At 69.3% G+C, this 26,820-nt stretch carries 21 protein-coding genes and 2 pseudogenes; 12 read left to right on the forward strand and 11 right to left on the reverse strand.

The window, feature by feature from the left end; translation table 11 throughout:
* Positions 1-65 precede the first annotated feature (65 nt).
* From ACFV6H_RS17425 to ACFV6H_RS17450, 6 genes are all read right to left on the reverse strand, one after another.
* Positions 66-920 (reverse strand): class I SAM-dependent methyltransferase, encoded by an 855-nt coding sequence (locus ACFV6H_RS17425; protein WP_385542487.1) that lies wholly within the window; start codon positions 918-920, stop codon positions 66-68.
* Positions 917-2,443, reverse strand: coding sequence for a 4-hydroxyphenylacetate 3-hydroxylase family protein (locus ACFV6H_RS17430; protein ID WP_385542490.1), 1,527 nt, complete (start codon positions 2,441-2,443; stop codon positions 917-919). The genes ACFV6H_RS17425 and ACFV6H_RS17430 overlap by 4 nt, the downstream gene beginning before the upstream one ends.
* The gene (locus tag ACFV6H_RS17435) at positions 2,440-2,976 is read right to left on the reverse strand and encodes a flavin reductase family protein (protein WP_385542493.1); all 537 of its coding nucleotides are present in this window, start codon (positions 2,974-2,976) and stop codon (positions 2,440-2,442) included. Before ACFV6H_RS17435 ends, ACFV6H_RS17430 begins: the two co-directional genes overlap by 4 nt.
* Positions 2,973-4,808 (reverse strand): asparagine synthase (glutamine-hydrolyzing), encoded by a 1,836-nt coding sequence (gene asnB / locus ACFV6H_RS17440; RefSeq protein ID WP_385542495.1) that lies wholly within the window; start codon positions 4,806-4,808, stop codon positions 2,973-2,975. Before asnB ends, ACFV6H_RS17435 begins: the two co-directional genes overlap by 4 nt.
* The gene (locus ACFV6H_RS17445; RefSeq protein ID WP_093602846.1) at positions 4,808-5,680 is read right to left on the reverse strand and encodes a hypothetical protein; all 873 of its coding nucleotides are present in this window, start codon (positions 5,678-5,680) and stop codon (positions 4,808-4,810) included. The genes asnB and ACFV6H_RS17445 overlap by 1 nt, the downstream gene beginning before the upstream one ends.
* Before the next feature lie 357 nt (positions 5,681-6,037).
* On the reverse strand, positions 6,038-6,961 hold the full coding sequence (locus ACFV6H_RS17450) for a response regulator transcription factor (protein ID WP_384793002.1): 924 nt from the start codon (positions 6,959-6,961) through the stop codon (positions 6,038-6,040).
* Positions 6,962-7,777: 816 nt separating this feature from the next.
* Between ACFV6H_RS17450 and ACFV6H_RS17455 the strand changes: the two genes are divergently transcribed.
* The 9 genes from ACFV6H_RS17455 to ribD all read left to right on the forward strand — a co-directional run bounded on the left by ACFV6H_RS17455 (position 7,778) and on the right by ribD (position 18,660).
* Positions 7,778-8,728, forward strand: a complete 951-nt coding sequence (locus ACFV6H_RS17455; RefSeq protein WP_385542500.1) for an ABC transporter permease — start codon at positions 7,778-7,780, stop codon at positions 8,726-8,728.
* Positions 8,725-9,642, forward strand: coding sequence for an ABC transporter permease (locus tag ACFV6H_RS17460; RefSeq protein ID WP_385542503.1), 918 nt, complete (start codon positions 8,725-8,727; stop codon positions 9,640-9,642). Before ACFV6H_RS17455 ends, ACFV6H_RS17460 begins: the two co-directional genes overlap by 4 nt.
* Positions 9,639-10,529: an ABC transporter ATP-binding protein gene (locus tag ACFV6H_RS17465; RefSeq protein ID WP_385542506.1), complete on the forward strand. Its 891-nt coding sequence runs from the start codon at positions 9,639-9,641 to the stop codon at positions 10,527-10,529. The genes ACFV6H_RS17460 and ACFV6H_RS17465 overlap by 4 nt, the downstream gene beginning before the upstream one ends.
* Positions 10,526-11,488: an ABC transporter ATP-binding protein gene (locus ACFV6H_RS17470; protein WP_385542509.1), complete on the forward strand. Its 963-nt coding sequence runs from the start codon at positions 10,526-10,528 to the stop codon at positions 11,486-11,488. The genes ACFV6H_RS17465 and ACFV6H_RS17470 overlap by 4 nt, the downstream gene beginning before the upstream one ends.
* 57 nt (positions 11,489-11,545) lie before the next feature.
* Positions 11,546-13,210 (forward strand): ABC transporter substrate-binding protein, encoded by a 1,665-nt coding sequence (locus ACFV6H_RS17475; protein ID WP_385542512.1) that lies wholly within the window; start codon positions 11,546-11,548, stop codon positions 13,208-13,210.
* Positions 13,211-13,277: 67 nt separating this feature from the next.
* Positions 13,278-14,306 (forward strand): LLM class F420-dependent oxidoreductase, encoded by a 1,029-nt coding sequence (locus tag ACFV6H_RS17480; protein WP_384978329.1) that lies wholly within the window; start codon positions 13,278-13,280, stop codon positions 14,304-14,306.
* 85 nt (positions 14,307-14,391) lie between these two features.
* Entirely contained in the window at positions 14,392-15,504 is a 1,113-nt protein-coding gene (locus tag ACFV6H_RS17485; RefSeq protein WP_385542517.1) for an LLM class flavin-dependent oxidoreductase, read from the forward strand.
* A gap of 754 nt (positions 15,505-16,258) precedes the next feature.
* On the forward strand, positions 16,259-17,764 hold the full coding sequence (locus ACFV6H_RS17490; protein WP_385542520.1) for a hypothetical protein: 1,506 nt from the start codon (positions 16,259-16,261) through the stop codon (positions 17,762-17,764).
* Positions 17,765-17,787: 23 nt separating this feature from the next.
* Positions 17,788-18,660, forward strand: coding sequence for a bifunctional diaminohydroxyphosphoribosylaminopyrimidine deaminase/5-amino-6-(5-phosphoribosylamino)uracil reductase RibD (gene ribD / locus ACFV6H_RS17495; protein ID WP_385542588.1), 873 nt, complete (start codon positions 17,788-17,790; stop codon positions 18,658-18,660).
* 57 nt (positions 18,661-18,717) lie between these two features.
* Here the strand turns inward: ribD and ACFV6H_RS17500 are convergent, their stop codons facing one another.
* Positions 18,718-19,179, reverse strand: coding sequence for a pyridoxamine 5'-phosphate oxidase family protein (locus tag ACFV6H_RS17500; protein WP_385542523.1), 462 nt, complete (start codon positions 19,177-19,179; stop codon positions 18,718-18,720).
* 135 nt (positions 19,180-19,314) lie between these two features.
* Positions 19,315-19,763, reverse strand: a pseudogene (locus ACFV6H_RS17505) (IS701 family transposase); the annotation flags it as partial.
* Here ACFV6H_RS17505 and ACFV6H_RS17510 point away from each other — a divergent pair.
* Positions 19,742-19,873, forward strand: a pseudogene (locus ACFV6H_RS17510) (transposase); the annotation flags it as partial. The pseudogenes ACFV6H_RS17505 and ACFV6H_RS17510 overlap by 22 nt on opposite strands.
* A gap of 261 nt (positions 19,874-20,134) precedes the next feature.
* Here ACFV6H_RS17510 and ACFV6H_RS17515 read toward each other — a convergent pair.
* Complete coding sequence (locus ACFV6H_RS17515; protein ID WP_385542526.1) at positions 20,135-21,328, reverse strand: helix-turn-helix transcriptional regulator; 1,194 nt, start codon at positions 21,326-21,328, stop codon at positions 20,135-20,137.
* A gap of 143 nt (positions 21,329-21,471) precedes the next feature.
* Here ACFV6H_RS17515 and ACFV6H_RS17520 point away from each other — a divergent pair, with 143 nt between their 5' ends.
* Positions 21,472-21,987, forward strand: coding sequence for an ATP-binding protein (locus tag ACFV6H_RS17520; RefSeq protein ID WP_385542529.1), 516 nt, complete (start codon positions 21,472-21,474; stop codon positions 21,985-21,987).
* A gap of 610 nt (positions 21,988-22,597) precedes the next feature.
* Here the strand turns inward: ACFV6H_RS17520 and ACFV6H_RS17525 are convergent.
* The gene (locus ACFV6H_RS17525; RefSeq protein ID WP_385542532.1) at positions 22,598-22,972 is read right to left on the reverse strand and encodes a hypothetical protein; all 375 of its coding nucleotides are present in this window, start codon (positions 22,970-22,972) and stop codon (positions 22,598-22,600) included.
* Between the two features lie 111 nt (positions 22,973-23,083).
* Here ACFV6H_RS17525 and ACFV6H_RS17530 point away from each other — a divergent pair, with 111 nt between their 5' ends.
* Positions 23,084-24,043 carry a helix-turn-helix transcriptional regulator gene (locus ACFV6H_RS17530; RefSeq protein WP_385542535.1) on the forward strand — a complete coding sequence of 320 codons (960 nt, stop codon included), beginning with the start codon at positions 23,084-23,086 and terminating at the stop codon, positions 24,041-24,043.
* A 9-nt stretch (positions 24,044-24,052) separates the two neighbouring features.
* Here the strand turns inward: ACFV6H_RS17530 and ACFV6H_RS17535 are convergent, their stop codons facing one another.
* Positions 24,053-26,713: a helix-turn-helix transcriptional regulator gene (locus tag ACFV6H_RS17535; protein WP_385542538.1), complete on the reverse strand. Its 2,661-nt coding sequence runs from the start codon at positions 26,711-26,713 to the stop codon at positions 24,053-24,055.
* Positions 26,714-26,820: the final 107 nt, after the last annotated feature.

The following is a 26,820-nucleotide window of genomic DNA, read 5'->3' on the forward strand; positions in this document are numbered from 1 at the left end:
GGCCGGACGGGACTGCGTATCGGCGGGACCGCTGAAGTGCCCGCCCGCTCAGCGTAGTCGGACGCTCACCGGTGCGGAGTGAGCCGCCAGAGCCGTACGGGCATCTCGCTGACCCGGCCCCGCTCGCGCTGGCGCCGCCAGGCGCTCTCGCCGACCGCGGTGAAGAAGTCGGCGCGCCTGGCCGGTTCGAGGAGCCGGGCGTAGTAGTCGCCGAAGGTCGCCGCGTGGAAGTGCTCGTACTGGCTCTCGCTCTCGACGGTCACCACCGCGTCGCGCTCCAGATAGGAGTCGACATGGAAGAACCGCTCCAGCAGCGCGCCCAGTTCGTCGCCCGTACGCGTCCTGGTCGCGATGGGCAGGACGCCGCCGTCGGAGAAGAGCGCAGGCACCGCGCTCCGTTCGGTGCCGAGGGCGACGAGCGCGTCCCGGACGAGATCGTCCTCGCCGCCCAGCCCGTGCGCGTCCCGCTCCGGATGATAGGTCGTCAGCAGGAAGGCGCCGTCCGGCGCGAGTTGACGGCTGATCCAGTCGAGCGTCCGCTCCTCGTCCGGATAGAGCCAGTGCAGCACCGACGTCATGGTCACCACGGCGGCGCCGTCGGGCAGTTCCGGCAGTTCGGGCGGTGCCGTCAGATCGGCCTGGTGCAGCCGGACCCGGTCGCCATGGGCGCCGAGCCGCTCCGTGGCCTCCGCGATACGGTGTTCGGAGCGCTCCAGACCGACGGCCAGCCGCAGGGACGGATACCGTTCGAGCGCCTCGTGCAGCAACTGGCCGATGCCGCTGCCGAGATCGAGCAGCACCTCGGGCTCGCCGGTCACCCGGTCGAGCACCCAGTCGCGGTCATGGATCTGCCGCAGCGCGCTGGCGTGCGCGTAACCGGCGAGTGTACGGGCCTGGATCTCGGTGGCGGACGCGGTCATGGACTGACCTCCTGAGGTGCGGCGGGCTGGGCCGGTACGTCGATGAGCCGTTCGAGCCGTTCGCGGACGGCGCTCTGGTCGTACCGCTTGTAGAGATTGATGCGGTTGCGCGCCAGATCGCCGCGGTGGACGTACTCGTACAGATGCTGGCGCTGTCCGAAGGCGTCGCCGGTGAGCTCCCAGGCGAGCCGGAACAGCCGGGACTTGCGCTCCGCGTCGATGCCTCGTCCGCGCATGTACCGGTCGAGATGCGGGCGCAGCCGGGGATGCGCGAGATCGTTCTCGGTGGGCTGCATCAGCAGTCCCGAGGCGCCGATCCCGCGCACGATGGCGACCGCGCTCTCGGCGACCTCCGCGGACCAGACACGGCTGGCGGCGGTGTCGCCCGGAGCCAGCAGACCGCTGTCGGTGACGGTGGCCCTGGCCTCGGCGGCGTCCAGGAAGAGCTCGGTCAGTTCGGCGTAGCCGGCCAGCCGCCCGAGGTCCTCCTGGATGTTGCGGAAGCCGTCCACACCGATGCTCTCGGCGACGAGAGTGGCCGTGGCCAGCAGCGTACGCAGCCGTTCCCGGTAGCGGACATGGCCGATATAGGCGCTCCAGGCGTTGATCCGGCCCAGTCCGCGCCGGGCCAGCTCACCGTCGCGCAGCAGGAACACCCGGTCCCAGGGCACGGTTACGTCATCGAAGAACAGCATGGCGTCCTGCTCGTCGAAGCGCGCGCCCAGCGGATGGGCATGGCCCCAAGGGCTGCTGCCGAGCGGCTCGCGGCACAGCGTCACCAGACCGGGAGTGTTGAGCGGCAGCGCGAACCAGACCACGAACTGCTCACCGCGGCGCTGGGTGAAGGACGCCGAGAGATAGACGAGCACCTCATGGGCGAGCGGCGCGAGCGTGGTGAGCTGCTTGGCTCCGCGTACGACGATGCCCTGGTCGTTCTCCTCCAGCACCCGCAGGGCGAGATCGGGATCGTCCACCGGATCGGTGGAGCGGTCGATCTGCGGATCGCCGAGTGCGTGCGAGAGCACCAGGTCGTTGGCCGCGCAATGGCGGTACCACGCCTCGGCGTTGGCGCCGAAGCCCGGACGCGCGTTCTCCAGCTGATGGCGGAAGTCGTGCACACCGACCGCGATGGACGCCATGAAGGCGGGCGAACGGCCGTGCTGGCCGAGGGACTCGGCGTGCCAGAACTCGGCGCTGCGCCGCTGTACGCGCAACTCCTCCAGTGTGCGCGGCGGCTGGTAGCCACGGGCGAGCCGTGCTCCGGTGTCCGGGTCCTTCCAGGTGAGCAGCTCGTGATGGGCGGGATCGTGCTGGAGGTCGAGCAGCCGGGCCAGTTCGTCCACGGCGGGCTTGAAGGCGGGATGCGCGGCGGTGTCGGTGACGCGCGCGCCGTCCAGATACAGTTCGCGGCCGTCGTTCAGCTCGGCCCGGTAGCGGTCGCCGGTGAGCAGGCCTTTCCCCGGCCCTTTCGCCGGCCCTGTCGTCGGCCCTTTCGCCGACGCCGAGGTGTCCAATCGGGTCATGCGCGCGCTCCTGTCGACGTCATCGGTTGGTGGTGGAGAGTGCGGTACCGGCCGTCGTGGTACAGCAGCGGCTCGCCCTGACCGACGTCCGCCGCGACCACTCGGCCGACGAGAACGGCGTGGTCACCGCCCGGCAGGACGCTGTGCAGCCGGCAGTCGAACCAGGCGAGGCTGTCCTCCAGGACGGGTGCTCCGGTGTCCTCGCGCATCGGCGCGTGAGTGAAGAAACCGAGGGCGTGACCGGCTCCGGGAGAGGCGAACCGCCGGGCGAGCGGCTCCTGTGTCGCGCCCAGTACGGACACGGCGTACCGGGCGCTGGCGCGTACCGCCGCGGCCAGCGGACTGCGGGCGTCGACCGCCACACTGATCAGCAGCGGCTCCAGGGAGAGCGTGCACAGCGACGAGACCGTCTTGGCGAAGACGTCCTCGCCCGAGCGCGCGGTGAGCACGGCGACACCGGTGGTCCAGCGCCGCGCGGCGCCTCGGTACGCCTCCGCCTCGGCGCTACGGACGGGCCGGCGGTCGGGGCTCACCGCAGCCTCACCCGGTACGCGCGCAGCCACTCGTCCACCTGGACGAGATGGTCGAGTCCGCCGACCGGATTGGGCGCGGTGCGCGGGCTGGGCAGCGGGCGGCCCTCGGCGAGCGCGCGGCGTACGGTCTCCCGGTCGACCAGGTCGAAGACCGGCGCCTGGCTGTCGGCGAGCAGCTCGTGCGCGCGGGCGGTGAGCACCTCCGTGTAGCGCACGGCGGGCGTGGAGGGATAGCCGCTCTTGGGCCGGTCGGCGACCTGGGGCGGCAGCAGATCGCGTACGGCGTCGCGCAGCAGGCCCTTGGACCGGCCGCCGGGCGTCTTCACCGCCCAGGGCACGTTCGCCACGTACTCCACCAGCCGGTGGTCGCAGAACGGCACCCGGACCTCCAGACCGACGGACATGCTGACCCGGTCCACCCGCTCCAGGAGCGGCGGCAGCCAGCGGGTGAGCGCGAGATGGAAGATCTCGCGGATACGGCGGTCGGCGCCCTCCTCGCCCTCCAGCCGCGGTACGTCGGCCAGTGAGCGGCGGTACTGCTCGGCGGTGTACTCCTCGGGCCTGACCTCGGCGGCCACCTCGGGACGGAGCAGCGCGGCCGGAGTGGTGCGGCCGTGCAGCCACGGGAAGGTGTCCGCGGCGAGCGCCGCGGGATCGTGGAAGTACGGGTAGCCGCCGAAGATCTCGTCGGCGGCCTCGCCGGACAGGGCCACCGTGGAACGCCTGCGTACCTCGCGGAAGAGGAGATGCAGCGACGCGTCCATCTCGCCCCAGCCGGGCCGGTCCCGGGCGCGCAGTACGGCGTCACGGGCGTCCAGCAGATCGTCGTCCGGGATGAGTACGGAGGTGTGGAGGGTGCCGATGTGCTCGGCGGCGGCCCGGACGAAGGGCGCGTCCGCGCCGGTGCGCCAGGCGTCGGGCGCGCGGTCTGCGCTGCCCGGGAAGTCCACCGAGAAGCTGGTCACCTTGGAGTGGCCCGCGCGCTCCCGCGCCGCCGCCGCGAGGGCCGTGACGGCGCTGGAGTCGACACCGCCGGAGAGCAGCGTGCAGAGCGGGACATCGCTGAGGAGCTGGCGTTCGACGGTGTCGGCGAGCAGCGCCCGTACGGTCTCGCGCGTGGTCGTGGGATCGTCGGGATGGACGCGGGCGGTGGGTCGCCAGTAGAAGGCGGTACGTGTCGCTCCGCGCCGTACGGTGACGGTCTGGCCGGGCAGCACCTCGTACAGTCCACGGAAGATGCCGTGGCCCGCGGTCGGCGCGGCGGGCAGGGCGAACAGTTCGGCCATGCCCTCGGCGTCGAGTTCGGCGTGGAAGAGCGGATGGGCGAGTACGGCCTTGGGCTCGGAGCCGAAGAGCACTCCGGAGGCGTGCGGATGCCAGTACAGCGGCTTGACGCCCAAGTGGTCGCGGACCAGCAGGAGTTCCTGGTTGCGGTCGTTCCACAGCGCGTACGCGAAGATGCCGTTGAAGCGGCGGGGCGCGTCGGCGCCCCACTGGAGATGGGCGCGGAGGACGACCTCCGTGTCGGAGCGGGTACGGAACTCATGGCCGAGCGAGCGCAACTCCTCACGCAGCTCAGGGTAGTTGTACAGCTCGCCGTTGTAGGTCAGCACCGTGCGCGGTCCGTCGCCGGTGGTCGCGCCCATGGGCTGGGCGCCGTCGTCGGGAGCGATGACGGCGAGTCTGCGATGGCCGAGGGCGGCGTGCCGGGAGAGCAGGACGCCGGAGTCGTCCGGACCGCGGCAGGCGAGCGTCTCCGTCATCGCCCGGAGCGTCGCCTCCTCGCTCCGGAGATCGGTTTCCCAGTCGATCCAGCCGGTGACTCCGCACATCATGGCTCCTGGAGTTCGTCGGTGGGGGAGGGCGCGGCGGCCGGGGCGGGAGGCGCGGTGGCCTCCCAGCGGCAGCCGTGCCCGGTGGGGCCGGTGCGCAACTGGTGCGCGGGCACATAGCCCTTGGCGCGGATATTGGCGCTCAGGGCCTCGGTGCAGTACGTGCAGGGCGAGGCGAGAGTGAGCCGTACGCCGTTGCGGCGGGCCTGTTCGCGGTAGTCCCAGATGGCGCAGTGCGTGATGGTGAGCGCGGCGTGTGTGAGGCTCGTCGGTACGGAGTCGTCCTCGAACTCGTCCGCGGACTCGTCGTCGAACTCGTAGTCGGAACCGTAGAGTTCGGCCTGACGGGCGATCCGGTGGACGGGATCGCCGGCGCCACGGCCGTGGTCGGGTTCCACCTGGCGGTGCACTCCGGCGTTGGCACGGGCCCAGTCGGCGAGTATCGCCTCGCCGTAACGGGCCACGAGGAAACGTTCCATCAGTGCTTGGTCCCGGAAGAAGACACGCTGCCACTCGGCGGCCGGTGCGGTGCGCGGATCCGGCAGATCGGCGAACAGCTCGGCCTGGAGGGCGAACCAGTCGGTCAGATGTACCTCGTCGCCGAGCGAGGCGAGCAGCCCGGTGAGACCGGCCTCGGCCTCGTGGAGCCGCTGCCGCCACAGGGCGGAGCGCTCCGCGTCGGGCATCGAGCGGTACGGATTGCGGGACTTCTCGGGTCGTACGGCGCCGCCGGCCGTGCCGTCGTCCGGCAGGACCGTCGTCCGGGCGCGTCTGCTGTCGGCGGATTCCGTCTCGGGCGGCGTACCGGCACCGTGCGCGGCGGTGTCGCGCGAACCGGCGCGGGCGATGCCTCCTTCGGCCGCATCGCTCATCGGGATCTCCTTGGCCAGGCGTGGAAGAGGACCGGGCGACTTCTGGTCCGCCCGTAACGCTAGGTACGCGGCCAGGGCCCCCAGAAGCCCCGAACGGAGTCGGTAACGGCGACGATGAGCCCACGCGGGATACTCCAAAGGTCGCCCGGCGCGGGCGCGTCGGCGTGCACACAAAAGGGCGGGCACCCGTGAGGGGCCCGCCCTTGAGTCGGTCCTGAGCGCTAGGTTCTGTCCGGCCTGGACGGCGCTGTTTGTCCGGGCCGCTGTCGCGCCGGTGTTACGGGTACGGCGCGGCGCGCGGCGCCGTACCGTGTCCTCGCCTTCGGCGGGCGTGCGCGCCGTACGCCCTTGGCCAGGTCAGCCCGCCAGGCCGTGGCGGTGGGCGTAGAGCGCTGCTCGCAGGCGGTCCGACTGGCCCGTTTTGCGCATCGCCTGGGTGAGGTGCTTCTTCACCGTCGCCTCCGCGAGGGCGAGTTCGCGGCCGATCTCCGCGTTGCTCAGACCTCGGGCGAGCTGCGCGAGCACCTGGCGTTCGCGGCCCGTCAGCCCGCAGTGCTGCGGCAGTGGTTCGCCCGCGTGGCCGGCCAGGCTGGCCGGATGGACCTGGACCGGCGGTGGCGCAGGCAGGAAGACCGTCGCTCCGGCCGCCGCCATCGACACCGTACTGATGATCCGGTCCTCCGCCAGTTCGAGCGGGAAGCAGCCGCTCGCTCCGGCGAGCAGCATCCGGCTCGCCTCGGTGGTGCTCTCGGCCCGTCGCAGCAGCAGCACCCGCGCGCCCGGGAAGCCCTCCGGGCCGCGCAGCCGCACCACGGCGGACAGATCGTCGCCCAGCGTGTCGCCGCCGCCGAGCAGGATGACGTCCGGACGGATCCTGCGTACGGCTTCCAGCGCCCGGTCCGGATTGCCCGAGCTGCCGACCACCGCCATGTCCGGCACGGGCCCCAGCACACTGCGCAGTCCCGCGCACGCCACCGGATGGCGCTCCACCAGGAACACCCGCGTGGGCAGCGTCTCGCGGTGGGCGGACTCCGTGCACAACGGATGGCCGCAGGTGCAGCCCACGGGCGCCGGGTTGAGCCGCGGCGAGGCCGTCAGGCCCGCTCTGCGGTCCTCCGGCTCGGCGAGCATCTGATGGCCCGCGATCAGATCGAGCGGATTGTCGATCTCGGTGTGCAGCGCCTCGGGGCCCGTACGCCCGAGCAGCGCGCGCGACGCACGGCGCGCCGGCTGCCGTCGGCCGCGCCCGGCGCCCGGATCCGCCTCGGTCAGGAGTTCCATGACTGCCCACCCCTCCGGCGGAGGGAGACGGTCGTTCTGGGAGCACGTTCTCGGAAGTGGTATGGCATCGCGCTGCGTTCCCCTCGGATACGACGGTGACGCCGGAGTTCTCCGCGTATCCCTGGCCTGCCATCAGGTCGGCGGTGACCTGGGCTGAGGGACGGAAAGGGCCCGGCAGGAGGAGAGGGCGCCGCTGTTCGGGGAAGAGCCGAAGGTCAGCGCCGCACGAGGGCGCTACACAGCTCGTCGAAGCACCTGCGGTGCCACGAGCCGCCGATACCGACCAAGGTGAAGTCGGTGCACGGAATAGCCATATTTACAGCCTAGTAAGGGGCTTGCTGCGGGTCAATATCGGCCAGGGCAGCACCGGTCACACTCACCCGTGTACCGGGTCCACCGGATCCTATGACCTCGGGTATCAGCATGAACTGTTGCCTGGCTGACCGGTGTTGACATCCCTCATTCTTCGACTCGGCGGCCCGGTCCGGCCTCACCGGGCCCGACGGCGCCGTGCCGGTCCATCCTCGCGACCGAACCCACGCGACCGAGAGGCTCCGACGACCGTGGCCGTACTCCGGTCCTACCGCGGTCCTACTGCGGTCGTTTCGCGCGGACGGCCTTCCGTACGGACGACCTTCCGTACGGACGGACCTTCCGACCGGGCGCCGACGGCGGTTCCGTACCGGCCGTCCCGGGACCGTGCCACCGAACCGCGCCGCGCCGCCACTCCGAACTCCTGGAAGGACCGCTCATGTTCCGCCGCCCACGCCCGTCCGCCGCCGGTCGCCCCGGTGTCCTCGCCCGGCGGGCCGACGGGTGAGGCGCTTTCTGCTGCGCCGGCTGCTGCTGGCCGTGCCCACCGTGCTCGGCGTCACGGTCGTGGTCTTCCTGACGGTCGCCCTGATCCCGGGCGATCCGGTCAGCGCCCTGCTCGGGCCCGGCGCGCCGCCGGAGTCCAGGCGGGAGCTGACCGAGCGGCTCGGCCTCGGTGAGCCGGTGCCGGTCCAGTACGTGAACTGGCTCTGGCACGCGCTCCACCTCGACCTCGGTGTCTCCATCTCCGCACAGCGCCCGGTGATGGAGACGCTGCTGCCCGCGCTCGGCCAGACCTTGCTGCTCACCGCCGTCGCGTTCGCACTGGTCGTCACCGGCGGCACGGTGCTCGGCGCGCTCGGCGCCCTGCGTCCCCGAGGAGCGCTGGGACGGCTGTCCGGCGCGCTGAACACGCTCGCGGTGTCCGCTCCTCAGTACTCGGTGGCGCTGCTGCTGATCGCCGTTTTCGCCGTATGGCTGCGCTGGCTGCCCGCGGGCGGCACGCACGACGTCTTCGGCGGCGGTGGCCCGTTCGACCTCGTACGCCATCTCGTGCTGCCCGCGACCGCCGCCGCGCTCGTACCACTGGGCCTCACCGCCCGGGTGTTCCGTACCGCGCTCGGCTCCGTGCTCACCTCGGACCTCGCGGACAGCCTGCGGGCCCGAGGGCTGAGCCGGACCGCCGTACTGCGGCACTGTGTCCACAACGCCTCGCCCGCCCTCCTCACCATCGGCGGGCTCCAGCTCGCCTATCTGCTGGAGGGAGTCGTCTTCGTGGAAACTCTCTTCGCCTGGCCGGGAGTCGGACGGCTGCTGTACGACGCGCTCACCGCGCGGGACCTTCCGCTCGTCCAGGGCGGAGTACTGCTGGTCGCGGTCGCGTTCGTCGGCATCAACATCCTGGTCGACGCGGCGCACGCGCTCATCGATCCCCGGGTCAGGAGCGCGCGATGACACAGCCGACCGTCATGACACATACACAGAACGCACAGAGGGAACAGAAGGCGCGGAAGACACAGAAGGCGCGGCCGGTACGAGGACGGTACGGGCCTGGGCTGCTGGTGCCCGCCGGGCTGGCCGCCGTCCTTCTGCTGCTGGCCGTCGCCGGGCCCTGGCTCGCTCCGCAGGACCCGGTCGCCGGAAGCCTGGACGACCGGCTGCTCGGCCTCTGGACACCGGGTCATCCGCTGGGCACCGACACCCAGGGCCGGGACATGCTGAGCCGGCTGATCGTGGCCGTACGGCCGTCCCTGATCGGCGGGCTGCTGCCGGTGGCCGTCGCGGCCGTGGCCGGCACGCTGCTGGGCGCAGTCGCCGGTCTCGCCGGACGGATCACCGAGCAGGCCCTCCTCCGTACGCTCGACGTGCTGTACGCGTTCCCCGGGGTGCTGCTCGCCATCGCCGTCGCCTCCCTGCTGGAACCGGGACTGAGCACCACCGTGATCTCCCTGTCCTTTGTGCTTACTCCGGCGGTGGCCCGCGTCTCCTTCACCGAGGTGCAGCGCATCCGTACCGCCGAGTATCTGGAGGCGGCCCGCGTGAGCGGCGCGGGCCGTACCGCCGTGGTGCTCCGTCAGGTCGCTCCGGTTGTGGCTCCCGTCGTCCTGGTCTACTGCTCGTCGCTCGTCGGCCTGGCCATCGTCTACGCGGCCGGGCTCTCCTTCCTCGGACTGGGAGTGGCGCCGCCCGACCCGGAATGGGGCGCGATGCTGGACGAGTCGCGGCCGGCCCTGCTGACCCATCCGGCCGTCGCGGTGCTGCCCGCGCTCACCATCCTGGCCGTCTCGGTGGTCTTCAACACGCTCGGCGACGCGCTGCGCGTACGGACCGGCGACAGCCGGGCGCTGCTCCCGGAGGCCGTCCGATGAGCAGTCCCGCATCGAGCGCGTCGGCGAGCCGTCCCGTACTGAGCCCGGCAGCCGGCCGTCCCGAACCGAGCGCGTCAGCCAGTCGTTCCGAACCGAGCCCGGCAGCGCTGTCCGTCACGGAACTGACCGTCCGCTACCCGGGACCGGCCAGTCCCGTCCTCGCCGTCGACCGTGTGACACTCACCGTCGAACCGGGCGGCGCGCTGGTCCTCGTCGGTGAATCGGGCAGCGGCAAGACCACCGTGGCCAGAACGGTCCTCGGACTGCCCGGCCACGGCGCCGAGGTCACCGGGCGCGTAGAGCTCGACGGCACCGATCTGCGTCCGCTGGACGAGCGCGCGCTGTCCCGGATACGCGGCCGGCGCATCGGATATGTACCGCAGGACCCGACGGGATCGCTGGATCCGCTGCGCCGGATCGGCTCCCAGCTCACCGAGGTACTGCTGCGCCACGGCATCGCCACCGGGCGTCGGGCGGCACGCGCGGCCGTGCCCGGTCTGCTCGAACGGGCCGGGATTGACGAGCCGGACCGGATCGCCCGCAGCTATCCGCACGAGCTGTCCGGCGGACTGCGCCAGCGGGCGGCGATCGCCCTGGCCGTGTCCTGTGTCCCCGGACTTCTGGTGGCCGACGAGCCCACCACCGCCCTGGACGCCGTGGTCCGCTCCCAGATCCTCGATCTCTTCGCGTCCCTGCGCGCCGTACACGGAATCGCTCTGCTGATGGTCACCCACGACCTCACCGCGGCACGGCGGATCGGCGGCCGGGTCGCCGTGATGCGCGGCGGCCGGATTGTCGAGTCGGGAGACGCGGAGCAGGTGCTCTCCCGCCCCAGGCATCCTTACGCGGCCGAACTGGTGGCCGCCGGAGAGGCGGGCCATCGATGACCGAGGCCCTGCTCTCCCTCACCGGAGTGACCAAGCGCTACCCGGGCGGCGGAGCGACCAAGCATGACGCGGACGGCGGCGGCCGGCCCGCCCTGGACCGGGTCTCGTTGACCGTGGCTCCGGGCGAGACGGTCGGACTGGTCGGCGAGTCCGGCTCCGGGAAGTCCACGCTCGCCCGGCTGAGCCTCGGTCTGCTCGCGCCGACGCTGGGTACCGTACGGTTCGCCGGGCACGATCCGTACCGGCTGCGCGGCCGGTCCGCCCGGCCCGTACGCGCCCGGTTGCAGTTCGTGCCGCAGCATCCGCGCGGCTCGCTGAACCCGGCCCTGCGGGCAGGTGAGGCGGTGGCCTTCGCCCTGCGGACACAGGGCACGCCTCGGCGTGAACGGGCCGACCGTACCGCCGAGTTGTTCCGTCAGGTCGGGCTCGATCCGGCGCTGGCGCTGCGCTATCCGCGTGAGCTGTCCGGAGGGCAGCTCCAGCGGGTGGCCGTGGCCCGAGCGCTGGCGACCGGTCCCGAGCTGGTGGTCTGCGACGAACCGACCTCGGCGCTCGATCTCCGGGTCCAGGCGCAGGTACTGGATCTGCTGGTCGAGCTCCAGGAGAGCCGAGGGCTCGCGTATCTCTTCATCTCCCACGATCTGGCCGTGGTCCGCCGGCTGGCCCACCGGGTGGTGGTGCTGCGGCAGGGCCGGGTGGTGGAGGAGGGCCAGGCCGCGGATGTCTGGGCGGCGCCCGGCCATCCGTACACCCGGGCACTGCTGGCCGCCGCGAAGGCGCCGTCCGGTACGGCTGGCGCTGGTACGGCCACCGCTGGTACGAGCGCCACCGTCGCTACGGGTGCCGCCGCCGGCGCGGCTGCCGCCACCGACGCAGCTGCCTCGGCAGATACGGCCGCCATCCCTGGCCCCGCCACCGCCCTCGGTGCCACCGCCGTCGAGCCCTCCGCGCCGCTCTGACCGGCCCACGCCCAGCACATGCCGACCGCTGACCGACCGCCGACCGACCTTCGATCCATGGAATCCCGCACACAGAGGACCGATATGACGCACCGCCATCCTCACCACCACCGCGGCCGAGCGAGAACCGCCCTGTCCGCCGGGGCCCTGCTCTCCGCCACGGCCCTGCTGATCACCGCCTCCGGCTGCGCGCCCGGCTCCGACGCCGGAGGCGGTACGGGGTCCTCAGGACCGGGCGGCACTCTGGTCATCGGCGCGACCGGAAAGCTGCCCAACACCGACACCGTGATCGGCGGCGCCGGTTTCGAGGGCAAGCGGCTGGTCAGCTTCCAGCTCTACGAGGGCCTCACCCGCTACGACCTGTCCACCACGGACGGTCCGCCGCCCGTCACCGGCGCGCTCGCCACCTCCTGGAAGGTCGCGGCCGACAAGAAGACCTGGACCTTCACCCTGCGCAAGGGCGTCACCTTCCAGGACGGCACACCGTTCAACGCCGACGCGGTCCTCTTCAACCTCGACCGCTATCTCGACAAGAAGAACGAGTACTACACCGACGCCCTGGGCGCCGCGGCGGGCGAGTACGCGGGCGGGATCACCGCGTACCGCAAACTCGGCGCCGAGCAGGTCGAGTTGGTCACCAAGGAGCCCAACGGCCACTTCCCCGAGGACCTCGCCCACGTTCTGATCGCGAGCCCTACCGCCGTACGCGCCACCGGCTCGGCCGACTTCGCCAAGCACCCGGTCGGAACAGGTCCGTTCGCCTTCAAGTCCCAGAAGGCGGGCGAGCAGATCGAACTTGTCGCCAACAAGACGTACTGGCGCGGCGCGCCCAAGCTCGACAAGCTGGTCGTCAAGGCGCTGCCGGACGCCGCCGCCCGTACCGCCGCGCTGCGCTCCGGCTCCGTCAACTGGATCGAGTATCCGAACCCGGACGACATCGAGAGCCTGAAAGCCGACGGTGTGAAGGTGGTCACCAACAGCTACGACCACCTCTGGTACTGGATCCTCGACACGGAGAAGGGCCCTTGGAAGGACCCGAGGGTCCGGCAGGCGGCCAACTACGCCGTCAACCGCGAGGCGATCGCGGAGAAACTGCTGCACGGCACCGCTGATCCGGCCTACCAGGCCGCTCCTCGGGCGACACTCGCGTACGACAAGTCCGGCGACCTCTACGGGTACGATCCGGCGAAGGCCAAGGCACTGCTCGCGGACGCCGGTTACGCGGGCGGATTCAGCACCTCCGTGACCGTGCCCACCGGAGGATCGGGCAATCTGCTGCCGGTGCCGATCGCCGAGGCGCTGCAACGGGATCTGTCCGCGGTGGGCATCAAGGTGGAGCTCCGTACCACCGACTGGTCCACGCTGATCGGCGCGGAGGCGAAGGGCGAGGTGGCTCTCGGCTCCGACGCCATCGCCCAGTCCACCACGCTCTTCCAGTCCGAGGCGCTGCTCCCGCTGTTCATCGGCAGCAAGAGCCCGTTCTGGACCGGCCACTACAGCAATCCCGAGGTGGACGCGCTGCTCGCCTCGGCGGCCGGCTCGCCCGATCAGGGCAAGCGGCAGGCCGACTACCGGCAGGCCCTCGCCAAGGTGACCGAGGACGCGCCCTGGCTCTTCGTCGTCAACGACCGCAATCCGCGGGCGCTCGCGCCCACCGTCCATGGACTGGTGCAGCCGCAGTCCTGGTTCCTGGACCTCACCACGGTACGGGTCGGCAAGTAACCCTCGTACAACCCTCGTACGGCACCGCACGTAACCTCCCGTACGGCACGAAAGGACGGCCGGTTCCATGACCGCCGAGCAGCCACCGCACCACCATCCCGTTGTGACTCCGCCGGCCAAGTGGGGCATCACACTGCCACTGCCGGGACTGACCATCGACCGGCACCGCTTCCTGGTGGAGCGGCTGCCCGACCTCGGCTACACGGATGTGTGGAGCGCGGAGGGCGGTGGCACCGACGCGTTCACTCCGCTGGCGGCGACCGCCGCGTGGTCGCCGTCCCTGCGGATCGCGACGGGGATCGTACCGGTGCACACCCGTGGGCCGGCCGTCCTGGCACAGACCGCCGCGACGCTGGCCCAACTCGCTCCGGGCCGACTGCTGTTGGGGCTCGGTGCCTCGGTGCCCGCCCATGTCACCGACATCAACGGCATCCCGTTCGACGAACCGTTCAAACGCACCAGGGACGTCCTGCGGTTTGTCACCAGGGCGCTGCGCGGGGAGTACATCGCCGGGGACTTCGACACCTTCTCCATCACCGGCTACCGGCTGCCGCATCCGCCGGCGGAACCGGTGAAGGTGATCCTCGGGGCGCTCAGGCCCGGCATGCTGCGGCTGGGATTCACCGAGGGCGACGGAGCCATCTCCAATCTGCTCTTCCCGGAGGACGTCCCGAAGGTGCTGGACGCGGTCGGCCCGCAGCCGCCCGGCAAGGAGCTGGTGGTGAAGGTGTTCGTTTGTCCCACCGAGGACACCGACTACGCGCACCGCGCGACCCGGCCGTTCCTCGCCTGGATCCTCAACCGTGAGCCGTACCGGAAGTTCCACGAATGGCTGGGCCACGGCGAACTGCTGCGCGCGTCGCACGAGGCATGGGCGGCGGGAGACCCGGAGGCGGCGCAGAAGGCGCTCCCGGACGAGGTGGTCGACGGGCTGTTCATCAGCGGATCGCCCGAGGAGTGCCGCGAGCGCATCCTGCGCTACAGCCGGCCGGGCGTGACGACGATCCAGCTCTATGTGTCGCTGCCGCCGGAAGTATTCGTGAGCAGGGCGCGGCTACTGGACACACTGGCCCGCCTGGGGCCGCTGGGCCACTGACTGCGGGGCGTTCCGGGCCCGGGGCCGGGCCTGGGCCCGGGCCCGGGTGCTTGCGATCCGCCGACGAGACGGTTGAGGAGTGCGTATGGAACTCGATCTGCGGGGCGGTGTCAGGGCCGCGCCGATCCTGGGCGGTACGCCGCGTGAGCGGCAGGCGCTGCGCTTCGCACCGGATCCGCCGGAGCGCGACGCCGATCCGGACCATGTGGCGCGTACCGCGCGGGAGAACGAGGAGGACGGACTCGACAGCGCTCTGGTGACCCAGTCGAGCTCCTGGCCCGATCCCTGGCTGGTGGCCGCCTGGGCGCTGGCGGCCACCAGCAGATTACGTATAGCCGTGGCGCACCGGGCCGGTACGACGGCTCCCACCGTCGCGGCCCGGGCGCTCGCCACGCTGGACCGGCTCTCCGGCGGGCGGGCCTCGGCCCATGTGATCGTCGGTTCCAGCGACGCGGATGTCGCCAGGGACGGCGACGGCCTGGGGAAGAAGGAGCGCTACCGGCGGGCGGGCGAGTATCTGGAGCTGTTCACCAGGACTCTGACGGAGCGTCAGAGATTCGACTTCGAGGGCGAGTTCTACTCGGTACGGAACGGCGGATCCGGCCTCTGGCCGCGACCGCGCGCCGAACTGCTGTCCTTCGGCGGCTCGTCGCCCGAGGGCGTGGAACTCGCCGCGCGGTTCGCCGAGGTGTACGCGGTCGCTCCCGGCCCGCTGTCCGTGACCCGCAGGCGGATCGCCGAGGCGCGAGCGGCGGCGGCAGCGCACGGCCGGACCTTGCGGATCTGGCGTCACATCACCCTGGTGCTGGCCACGACGGACGAGGAGGCGGTGGAACGGGCACGATCCCTCGGCCGGGACGCCATCCGGCTGGCTACAGGCCCGGACAGCGCCCGCTGGCACCGCGCGGTCCAACTGGACCGGGACCGCGAACGCGGCCGTGCGGATCCCGCCCGAGGCACAGAACAGCTGACCGCCTACGTCCGCCGCTCACTCGCCGGCGCCTTCGTCGGCTCACCACAGAGCGTGGCAGAACGCATCGGCTGGCTCCGGGCCGCCGGCGTGGACATCGTCCAACTGGACATGTCCGTCGAAACGGACGAGGACCGAGACCTCCGCCGAAACCTGGTAACCCGCCTACGCAACGACTACGCCCCACCCCTGCCCCGCACAACCCCCCACTACCGCCGAGGCTGGTGACAGGCCGCGCTGCCCGGCGAGTACCTCTCGTAGCCCCGACCCACGTACTGAGTACTCAACCGGGCCTGTCTCCCACTGACTACTCGTGTTGTTCATGCTGTTCGTGCTCCATCGCTTTGAAGCAGTCTTCGTGTACGTACGCGTCCCAGCCGGGACCGGAGGGAGCGTCCCAGTACACCTTGCGGTGGGGTTCCTCCGGTTCCACGGGCCAGTGGCACGCGTAGCAGCGCTGCGGATCCGCTCGAAAAACTCGGCGTCGTCCAGCTTCTGAAGCCACCGGGGCGAGATTGTCGGTCACTCCGACTGCTCCCTGCGGGCCCTGTGGTTTTCCTTCTCCAGTTGGGGCCGAAGTCGCTCCATGGTGGGGCTGTGTGACCTGTCATCGGCCCACGCGTGGTCCGCCGGTGACTCGGCTCGTTCGGGACAGTTCTCTCCCAACGGGCACTCGCATGGGGGGAACTTGATACCCGACATGAACGGGAGGTCTTCGCTTTCGGACAGTAAGAGGGCGGCTGGTTGGCGGATAGGCTTGCGCATGTCGGCGCTCCTTCGCGGCGTTGACCACGCCCCCCGGGCCGTTCGCGCGGTCGCGGGGGTACTTGCTGAGCACGATGTGTGCTGCCCTACAAGCTTCAGGGCGACGGGGAACTGCCGGAACGGTAAACGGGGAACCCCGCAAGGGACTTCGGGGATCCTCGCCCAGTAGGCCGGGGATACTCTGGGCCACGTCACTTCCGTTCCTGCTAGGTGGCCCATGGACGAACGCGAGACACGACGCAGCGGCTATCCGCTGACCATTCCGGATGCACTGCTGCAGAGCGAGGCCATGCGGGCAGCCTGTGCCACTCGGGACTTTCGAGAGATCTTCCGTCTCGTCAACAGACGGACAGGCTCCAGCCACGCGGCCATGGCAGCCGCTATCGGCAAGATGACCAGTTCACGAGTAAGCGACATCATCCGAGGCGTCCGAGGAGTTCGCGGGCAGGGTGTTATCGAACGTATTTGCGATGGATTCGGCATTCCTGGGCGAATGCTGGACGTGCCTGAACGGCCCTGGGAGAAGGGTTCCCCGGAAGAAAACCACCCATCCGAATCACCGGCTTACTCTGGACCAAGCCAAGAGTCAGCTTATGCGGCGCATCTGGATATTGCAGAGAGCAGCTTCGCACACGCCCTTCCTGACGTGCTCTTGGTCTCGGTATGGATTGAGGGGAGGAAACAGGTCGTGCCTATCAGTCGGCGAACCCTGGTCGCTGGTGCGATTGGCGCCGCCCTGCAAACAACGGACGTGGCGCAAGTTTCCGCACTCAGCCATGAATCCAAACCGGGCTCCGTATTGTTGCCGAAGCTCGACGCGTCCCGAATCGAGGCGGCAACAGCTCATCTCCAGGAAATGTGGCACACACTTGTCCAGGCCGACAATCTTTTCGGTCCGCGCCACGCGCTTGCTTCAGTTCACCAGCAGTTGTCCATCCTCGAATCACTTCTGGAATACGCCAGGGGAGCGCAACGTGCTGAACTGCTGAGACTCGCGGCTCAATACGCCGAGTCTGCCGCATGGCTGCATGAAGACTCCTCGGACATGCAGAGAGCGGCGGAGTGGACGAGCCGGGCCATGGAATGGGCGAATGAGTCCGGCGACCAGACCATGGTCGCATGGACACTTTTCCGCAGAAGCCAGCAGGCCACCACGAGGAAGAACGCGGCGCAGGCTGTGAGCCTCGCTCAGGCCGCCCAACGAAACGAGTCCGTTCTTACCTCGCCCATGCGAGCAGCCGCCATGCAGCAGGAAGCACGTGGGTACGCGTTGGACGCGGATGAAGTTTCCTGCCATAAGCGTCTGGACGAAGCTCACGAGTTTGCAGCCTCGCCGGATACCAAAGGTGACGCTCGCACGGGGCATGGCGATTTCTGCACAGCAAGCTACATCGAGATCCAGCGCGCCAATTGCTGGCTCACCCTGGATCGACCCGATCTCGCCGTTCCGGTTTTTGAAACCGCACTGAACGAACTCCCCGATGCCTACCAGCGAGACCGAGGTCTTGCGCAAGCCCGGCTGGCACTCGCATATGCGGGAATACGGGAATACGACTCGGCGGCAGCGCAAGCCGCCTCCGCACTGAGCATTGCGCGCAGTTCAGGGGCGCTGCGTACGATGCATGAGACGGTGTCCGCAGTGAACGCGCTGGGAGAAGTCCACACATCGCAGGCGGTGTCTCAATTGTTTGACGCCATGAGAGAAGAGACGGATTTCTCGTGATGAATGCGTCTGAGACGGCGGCCATGCGTCGCGCTATCGCAATTTCCGCTCAGGGACTGGGGTCGACCAGCCCGAATCCGCCTGTTGGCTGCGTAATCCTCGACGGTGACGGACGAACGGTTGGCGAGGGATATCACCTACGCAAAGGCGAGCCACACGCAGAGGTCAATGCCCTTACCGCTGCCGGCAAACGGGCGGAGGGCGGAACAGTCGTTGTAACACTGGAACCATGCAACCACTATGGACGCACGCCGCCATGCCGTGAGGCCCTGATCAACGCGAATGTAGCCAGAGTGCTCATTGCTGTCATGGATCCGACGTCGCGCGGTGCGGGCGGGGCGGCACTCCTGCGAAAAGCTGGGGTAGAAGTTGAGCAAGGCTTCCTTGAAGATGAGGCGCTTCTGGTTCTGGGCCCTTGGAAAGCTTCTCTGAAAGATGGCCGACCCTTCATTACATGGATCTATGAAGCAGGGCCGGATGGAAGCCCCAGCCCTCATCTCACGCCAGGAGTCGCGTGTGAAGAATTGAATGCGCTTCGAGAATCACATGATCTGGTGATTGGCCAAGATGGTGTCGAAGAAGGGAGACCGGACAGTCACGGCAGTGATGTATTCAAGCTCCCCTTTGGACCGCTGGGCGGAAATTCCGCTGAGATGGTTCGAACGCTCGGCGACACGGGGTCGCGATCCATTTTGCTGTCCGGTGTGATCGATGAGCTTTCTCCGATCACTTCAGCAGGAATGGTGGATCAAGTAATCGCCTATCTTCCGAAAACGTCATGCTCATGGTCACCCGACACGGATTCGGGCCGAACCATAGCGATCCCGGACGGTTATCGACTGACCGATGTCACTCGACAGGCCACACATGTCCGCCTGGTGGGACGCAGGACCTAATTGGTACTCCAGCGGTAGATCATGATCCGAGAGAGGCGTGTCGGCGAGGGACGGTTGTTATTCCAGCCACATTCCGTCGCGCATGATGACTCTCCCTCGTAGTTCCGGCTCGCCGCGCCAAGCGCGCAGAGTCTTCGGGACCACTCGTACATACAGAAAGGAACCCTCTTCCACGCGTGGATCCCACCCGAACTTGTCGGCGAACGCCTCCGCTGCGCCTCCGGGCACCTCTTGGTCCGGGAAGCACTCCGCCTCGCCCTGGAGGAGCACCACGTCGAAGGTGTCCGGCAGCGCCAGGCGCACGCGCGGCTCTTCGCGGACGTTCCGCGCAGTCACGGAAGTGGCGCTGGTGCACATCCACACCGCTCGCCCATCCCACAAGAACCACAGCGGCACCTGGTGCGGCCCGTGATCTGGGTGAGCCGTCGACACCCATACATCCCGCTCGGTATCGAGCCGCTCCAGAGCGTCGCGCATACGCTCCGCCGTCCGGCGATGAACGATTCCCGTGGTCTCCATGAGGACCGACCCTAGCCAAGCAGGCGCGAAGCGCGCCTGAGGCGCAGGACCTACTCCCAGCGACCGATGAACCCCTCGGCTTTTGGCTCGGGGTGACCAACTTCGGTGCTCGGAGTGGCCGGCGGAAGTGCTCAGTCACACTTGTCTTCGGTAGTGGATGGCTCGTGACCGCGCCTGGTGGCTGCGCCGCCAGGCGGACCAGCTGAGCCGGTGGGCCGGGCCATGAACGGGCCGGACAACAACACTGATGAACAGGTGCTGGATCTTGTTGCAGGTCAGCGGGATCAGGTTGTCCGGCGTGGGGCGGTGTGCGTGTTCGTCGGCGCGGACGACGGCGAGGAAGGCATGGGCCGGCATCGCGAGGGTGACCCAGCGGGCCCAGAAGGGTAACGGCGGACCTGGTACTCATCCAGTCCGGTCGGCCCCTTCTCACTTTGGAAGGTTTCCTCCACCCGACATCTGGAACCTGCCACCTTGATCAGGGTGGCCAGGGATGCCGACATGGTGGAGTGACAGCGGTAGTAGGCGAGTTCACCGGTGGTGCCGTTGCGACGGCGTCGAGCACCTCCACGACGAGGTCGCGGTGCCAGTCGTCGGCGAGACCGGCGACATGAAGAAAGGCACCCACACCGTCGGGGTCCAGCGCCAGTACACCGGCACTGCCGGGCGGATCGAGAACTCCCAGGTCGCTGTCCACCAGCAGTTCTTGCGCGGCAGGTCAGACAGCAGACCAAGCACCAACCGCCCAGCCCGCAGGCGGGGTTCGACCCGCGCGAACCGACCCGCGATCCGGCCCATGGCCACCTCGAACGCCTTCCGCCAACGGACGGGATCCATGCTGTGACCTGCGGCTACCGTCTCTTCGTAAGTCCACACAACTCACGATGATCAACGGTGGCCGCACCCGTCTCCGCACCGGCCTCGACCAGCAAGATCACGATCTACAGCTGGAGTATCAGGCGACTGCCTCCAAGACTTCTCGCACCTCTGGTACTGAGGCAAACTCTTGGAGCCGTTCAACTACTGTCTGAATACGTTCAGTGATGCGCTCAGAAGCGATGTCGCCTGACATGGCGATCACTCGTGCTGCTGTCGCTGCTGATTCTTCGGGCTCGTTGGCATCTGCGTACGCAATTGCCAACCACGAGGAATAGAGCGCAAGTTCACGTGTTCGTGTGACGTCGTACCGGCTGAGCACCCTTTGCAGGATTGGCGCGGCGCGTAGCGGTTTGTGCAGTTCGGTGTAGACCCGAGATTCCATGACCGTCAACTCGTCGTGTGACACCCAATACAGGTACGGCGGCGATTCCTCCCCATCACTCTCGTCCAGGGCTTCTCTTGCCTGTGCAAGCGCACGCATTGCTGGCTGGGGCTCATGGGCTTGAGTGTGAGCCCATGCCAACCGATCCAGTGCCAAGGCGCGGGCCTTTGGTGGTGCGTCATCAGCCAGTCCTGCGGTAGCAAGCTGTACAGCCTTCACGGCCTCGCCGTTGTTGCTCCACATGTAGGCCAGACTGCCCGCCAGGTTGCCAACCAGCGTTTCAGCGTTGGCTTGCTTGGCCGCGCTTAAACCTAGTTGATAGATGCGCTGCGCCTCGTCTTGGCGGCCGGCGTCCGCAGCAATGAACCCTGCAATCTGTGCGAGTTCGCCGATCTGGCAAAGCAAGGAGTTGCCGATTTCCTCGGTGTGGCTGCCTTCTCGATAGAGCTTCACTGCGGAACGCAGTTCTCGTAATGCAGGGCCGATCAGGTCTCCTCCTGCCAGAACATCGTCTGCAAGCCGTAGGCCGTGAATGCGACCAGCCAGACCTTCTACGTCCCCCATGCCCACGCGCCTGCCCTGCTTTGTTTTCAGGGGAGCGAGTGGTTCCCCTTCGGGCAGGAAGTCGTCAACCGTCTGCGGAGCGACGGACTGCGTGGCCAATGCTGCTTCGAACTCTTCGAGCGGCACACCGAGAGCAAGAGCGAGCGCAGGTAGCCAATCGCGGGGCGTCCGCTTCCCCTTCTCGTACCGGTAGATATCGCCGCGGGTGAGGGAATCCACCGGCATACCGACAGCGCGGCATATCTCAACGGCCAAGCGCTGTTGGCTCCAGCGCTTGGCGATACGGAGTCGCCGGATCATGTGGGCCAGGCTCTCACCGTGCATACGTCCAGTGTGGCCTACAGCGGTCCTACATGGGGCCGCTGTGCACGAGTCGGTCAGCCCGGAACCGTGGCAAACGAAAGGACCCCGCGACCGCGTGAATGGCGGCCCGGGGCTTGGCCGGAGCTCGGTGGAGGAGCAACGACATGAGAAACGGTATCTGGCAAAGGGGTGACGACGGAGGCGGCCTGTGGACATGTGCCGCCCGTCTCGCTGAGCCCCTGCTTCAACGCCTATTCGAATCGGCGGAGCGCCAACCTGAGAAGGATCTCGATGGGCATCCGCGCTGCGTCTGGATGGCCCGCGAGGAACTGCGCAAGACACTTGCTGGATGGGGGCTTTCGGAGCTGGAGGAGTACGCCGTACTCGTCCTCTCGGAGTTGCTGACCAATGCTGTAGAACACGGCTGCGGGGAGGGTGCTGGCGTCGAGACGCGTTACGTTTCGCGTCCGTGCGGGCTCCGCGTCGAGGTGCGCGATGCATCGCCCAAATGGCCTGACCAGTGGGAACCTGGGCCGGGGGAAGTGAACGGGCGGGGGCTCGGGATCGTCGAGGCGCTGTCGGATCAGTGGGGCTGGTGGTACCGGCGCGGGCACGGCAAGACGGTATGGGCTGAGCTGTCGCTTCGCCAGGGGCCAGAGGACGGTCTCCTCCATGGGTGATGAGCGACGCAGGCGGGCCGTCATGGTCGGGACTGGGGGCCGGGGACCGGGTGAGGGCTGCTGGACCTGGACTGGCTGCCACGAAGTGGCTACGCCGCCTTTGTGCTGCTGTCCGATGTGCTCGCGCCCCACGGGCATGGAGGACCACACGCGGGAACACTCGCGCGCTGACGAACCGGACAGCGCGGCCATGGCGCAGCTCCGGCCCCTCATCCAGCAGGACACCGCGCAGCGCCGTCACGAAGTCGGCTTTCTGGGGCGGCGGCTGTGACCGGCAAGCCCGTCCCGGGGGATCTCTCGCGAAAGCCTTTGCGGACTTCAAGCAGTGCCACTTCTACCAAGAAAGCGACGACTACCCCCTTGTCCCGTGATCCACGCCCACGCATCACCTTTCATGACGAGACTCCGCGCTGCTACGCGTGCCACTGGCCCGTGGAACCGGAGGAACCCCAACGCAGGGTGTACTGGGACGCTCCTTCCGGTCCCGGCCGGTACATGCCCGTACACGAAGAGTGCTTCAAAGCGATTGAGTACGAACAGCGCGACGACCCCGAGTAGTCGTGGGAAGACAGGCCCCTGGGTTCGGCTCGGGTGATGGGGGCGTCGCCGCTCAGAGCTGGGCGTCCACCTCCGCGATGAGCTCCGCCGCGGTGGCGCCCGGTCCTACTCGGACATCGAAGTTGTAGCCCTCATCACAGAACACCAGGTCGACAGCATCTGGCATCAACCGGCGCAGCAAGCAAGCGAGCTGGGCAGAATCCGCCAGGGCCGCATCCAAGTAGAGGCCCGTTTCATCCTCTGGCAGGAACACCTCACCGGGACCTTCATTCGTGCAGAAGCTCCAGCTGAAGGCACATGCCTCACTTCGCCGCGTCGGGTCGGTTTCGACCTCTGCCCAAAGATCCGTGATCGCGGAAGTCACGACGGCCGAGCTGGCCCTCCAGGTGGTGGTCGAGCCATCGAAGAACGCCATGAACGCGGCCATGCCGTGTGTCTACCACGCCCGTCTGCACATCCCGGGCATCGGCCGAGCGGGGGTCCAGTGGTACCCCTCTGGGGCGCTGACCACCGTCCGGTGGCGGCCTAGCCTGGGGGTATGAGTGACTTCTCCACCGGTGCCTCCGGCCCGACCGGCTCCTCCGAGGGTGGGGGCAATGCGGAATTGCGGGAGTTTCTGCGCTCGCGGCGGGCCAGGATCACGCCTGAGGAGGTCGGGCTGTCTCCGCAGGGTGGGGTTCGGCGGGTGCCTGGGTTGCGGCGTGAGGAGGTTGCTCGGCTTGCCGGGGTGAGCGTCGACTACTACGTACGTCTGGAGCGTGGACGTACGGCGAGTGTTTCCGAGAGTGTGCTTGACGCCGTCGCTCGGGCGCTGCGGCTGGATGAGACGGAGCGTGGTCATCTCTTCGCCGTGGCCAGGCGCAGCCGCGCGCGTCGTCGGCCGATGGCGCCGCAGCGGGTACGGCCCGGGCTGTACCGGGTGCTGGAGACCGTCGGTGACTCTCCGGCCATGGTCCTCGGCCGCCGTATGGACGTCCTGGCCACCAACCGGCTGGCGCGGGCCCTGTTCACCGACTTCGACGCGCTGCCGCACCGGGAGCGGAACATGGTCCGCTACATCTTCCTCGACGAGTCCGCCCGCGAGCTCTACACCGACTGGGAGTCCTCCGCCCGGGGCACCGTCGCCTCCCTGCATCTGTACGCCGGACGCCATCCCGACGATCCGCTCCTCGCCGAGCTGATCGGTGAACTCTCGCTCGGTGACGAGGACTTCCGCCGCTGGTGGGCCGACCACGACGTCCTCCGCCGCACCCATGGCAGCAAGCGCTACCACCATCCCGTGGTCGGCGATCTCGACCTGGAGTACGAGGCCCTCACACCCGCCGGCGACCCCGAGCAGACGCTCGGCCTCCATACCGCGGAACCCGGCTCACCCTCCGAGCAGGCCCTCCGGCTGCTCGCCAGCTGGACGGCGCCCGAAAGGGACGTACAGGGGAGGAGGGATGTACAGGAGAGGGACGAGCGGGAGCGTCGCCACGGGTCGGGCCCAGGGCGGTGATCCCGTGGGCTACTGCGACGCCGACAGCTCGCAGAGCGCCGAGCGGTTCGGCTGGTCGGTCTTGGTGATCAGGCTGGCGATGTGCTTCTCGACCGTGCGCGGCGAGATGTAGAGACGGGTCGCGATGGCCTTGTTGCTCAGCCGCTCCGCCAAGAGCTGGAAGACCTCGTACTCCCTGACCGTGACACCCCGGGTACGCAGCGAAGCCGGGATCCGGTTGCTGCCGACACGGTGCTGGCGGACCGGCGCGCCGATCCCGCGCAGCAGCGCGCGGCAGGCGCCCGCGACCGCAGGTATCGAGGCCTGCTGGAAGTGGTGCTCCGCCTCGCGCAGCCAGGCCTCCGGCTCGCCCCAGCCGTCGGCGTGGGCCGCCTCCGCGACCAGACGGTGCCCGAGATGGCGCGCGGTGGGATGGGCGGCGGCGGTGTCATGTGCCTCATGGGCGGCCTCCGTCGCCGCCGAGGGCTTGCCCTCCCGGCCGAGGAGCACGGCATCGGCGAGCAGGACGAAATGACGGTTCCACCGCATCTGCGCGGCCGAGGCGCCCGCGACCTCGCGGAACCGCTCCCGGCCCGCCGTCCCGGCCAGTACGTCCAGCAGCAGCCCGACGCCATGGCGGCCGTCCAGATGGAAGGTGGTCGGATTCTCCGCCGTCAGTACGCGTACCTCGTCCAGCTCCCGGACCGCCCGGGGCCGGTCCTCCTCCAGCAGCGCGCAGAAGACCCCGGCGAGACCGAGGAGCAGCGGTTCCTCCTGGGAGCCGGTGCCGCCCATACGCCGGAACTCGGCCACGGTCCGGTCCATCGCCGCGCGGTCGCCCTGGTGCGCGGCGCTCGCCGCCCTGGCCATCAGCACATAGCGGGCCACCGGTGTCAGCCGGAGCCGGGTCGCCATGGTCAGGCACTCCTCGCTCAGCTCCCGGGCTCCGGCGAATTCGCCGAGCAGCACCCTGTTCAGGACGAGGATCCCGTCGATCGAGTAGACGACCGGGACAGCGCCGAGCCGCTGGGCCTCCTCCCGGGCCTCGGCCAGCGTCCTGGTGTCGCCCGCGGCCAGCCAGTGGATACCGCCGAGACGGGTGAGCGCGTACATCCGCTGGAGCGGCAGACCGTGCCGGTCGGCCGTCTCCAGAACCTGCTGGAGACAGGCCGACGCCTCGCTCAGATCCCGCTCCCTGGCCAGTACTCCGAGCAGCTCCCAGGCCTGGCAGGCGACCAGCGGCAGATCGTGCCGCTCCGCCGCGTCGATCGCCCGGCTGACCAGCTTTCCCGCGCGCTGTGTACGGTTCGGTCCCGGTGTGTCGAGAGTGAGATGCGCCGCCACCACATCGATCTGCGCGGCGTACACCTCGTCCGGCTCCGGGCCGAGGAGCGAACGGGCCCTGGCGATCTGGTCGTTGCCGTCGGCCCAGCGGCCCGCCACATGCGCGACCTGCGCCAGCCTGGTGTGCAGGGCCGCGAGCCTGGGCGCGCCGAGCCCGCCGCCGACCAGTTCCCGCAGACTGTCCGCGAGGCTCAGCGCGCGCTCCACATCGCCGGTCTCGGCCAGCGCGGGCAGCAGTGCCTCCAGCGCCTCCGCGCGGGCCAGTGTGTCAGGGCCCGTGGCCAGCAGCCGTTCGGCCCGGTCGAGCAGCGCCACCGCGGAGCCGACCGCGCCGTCCGCGAGCGCGCGGCGTCCCGCCTCGGCGAAGAGCCGCCCTGCCCGCAGCGCGTCCCCGGCGTCCGAGCGCAGCGACGCGACCAGCGGGCACCAGTCGCCCTCAAGGCCCGGGTGCAGCGTTTCGACCGCGTCCGCCGCGCGCTCGCAGAGACCGGCCCGGGCGATGGGCGTGAGCTGCGTCAGCAGAGCCTCGGCGGTCAGCGGATGGCGGAACGCGTACCAGTCGGGCGCGGGCTCGTCCGGTACGACCAACTGCGCGGCCACGCCCGCGTGGAGGTGGCTGAGCAGACTCCGGTCGTCGGTGCCGGTCATCCGCTGGAGCACCGAGAGCGGGAAGCGCCGGCCCAGTACGGCCGCGGCGGACATCAGCATCCGTCCCTCGGTGCCCAGCCGGTCCGTACGGTGGATGACGCCCTGGACCAGGGCGCTCGGTACGGTACGACGCAGATCGCCGGTCAGCCGCCAGTCGTCGCCGTCCCGTACCAGCGAACCGTCGCCGATGATTCCTTGGAGCAGCTCCTCGACGAGAAAGGGATTGCCCGCGCTGTCCCGCCAGACCAACTCCAGCACATCGGCGGGCACATGCTCGGGAGTGGTGTCCAGGCAGGAGGCGATCAGCCGGGTGACATCGGGTCTGGACAGCGGCGGCAGCCGGAGTAAGGTCCCGGTCCCGCGCCGCTCCGCCGAGTTGGCGAGCCCCAGCGCGTCACTCGGCTCGGCCCGGACGGTGGCCAGCAGCACGACCGGCAACTGCTCCAGATTGTCGATCAGATACTCCACGACGGCCAGCGTCTCGGTGTCGGCGTCATGGAGATCCTCCAGGATCAGCACGCTGCCGCTGTCCCGGCCGACGGCCACGAGCAGCCGCAGCACCGCCTCGCCGAGCACCACCATCGAGCTCTGGTCCGGCTGGGCATCGCCGCGCCAGTCCGGGATGAGCCGGCCGAGCACCGCCCGGTACGGGCCGAGCGCCGCCTCGTCCAGCGGCTCACCGCCCCGGGACAGCGGCATCAGCGCCTCGGTCAGCGGGCGGATGGGGCCCCCACGTACCGCAGGGGCCCGGCCCCCCCCCCCCCCCCCCCCAACTAGGCCCCCGGCACCGCCCCCCGCCCCCACGG

The organism is Streptomyces sp. NPDC059743 (assembly GCF_042732975.1).
In the GTDB taxonomy this organism is placed as follows: domain Bacteria; phylum Actinomycetota; class Actinomycetes; order Streptomycetales; family Streptomycetaceae; genus Streptomyces.